We start from the raw sequence: 551 nt of genomic DNA, 5'->3' as shown, positions 1-551 counted from the left end.
ATTTACGATGATGTTGAAAAATATGACCGGCCTAAAATCCATGAGAAACATGAGTGAGAGTTTTAATAAAGAAGAATGTATTAAAAATGTAGGGAAGGTGTTAGGCTTAGATTCTCTTGAAGAACTTCCACATTATGATACAATTAACGACTTTTTATCTGGCTTAGATGTAAATGAATTAGAAAAAATTAGAACGTATATGATTAAAGAATTATTGAAAAAAAGGTCTCTCGAGTCTTATCGAATTGAAGGAAAGTACTGGGGTGTCATCATTGATGGAACTGGATTACACACCTTTCATGAGAAACATTGTAAACACTGCCTGAGACGGGCATATACAAATAAAGAAACAGGAGAAACGAACGTACTTTATATGCACCATGTACTTGAAGCCAAGCTTGTCGTGGGGGATATGGTCTTCAGTATTGCCTCCGAATTTATCGAAAATGAATCAGAAAATGTTTCTAAGCAAGATTGTGAATTAAAAGCCTTCGACAGGCTGGCAAAGAAAATAAAAAAAATATTTAAAAGACTACCGATTTGTATCTTGG

Annotated in this window: 1 protein-coding gene; it reads left to right on the top strand. The window is 34.1% G+C overall.

Annotated elements, in window-relative coordinates:
* On the top strand, nt 1-551 hold a 551-nt coding region (locus tag IC21_RS14850), incomplete at both ends, for a transposase (RefSeq protein ID WP_035181113.1).

The sequence above is a fragment of the Heyndrickxia coagulans DSM 1 = ATCC 7050 genome (assembly GCF_000290615.1).
Lineage (GTDB): Bacteria > Bacillota > Bacilli > Bacillales > Bacillaceae_C > Weizmannia > Weizmannia coagulans.
Note: the sequence above shows the minus strand (reverse complement) of the source record. Positions and strands in the feature narration are given on the sequence as shown.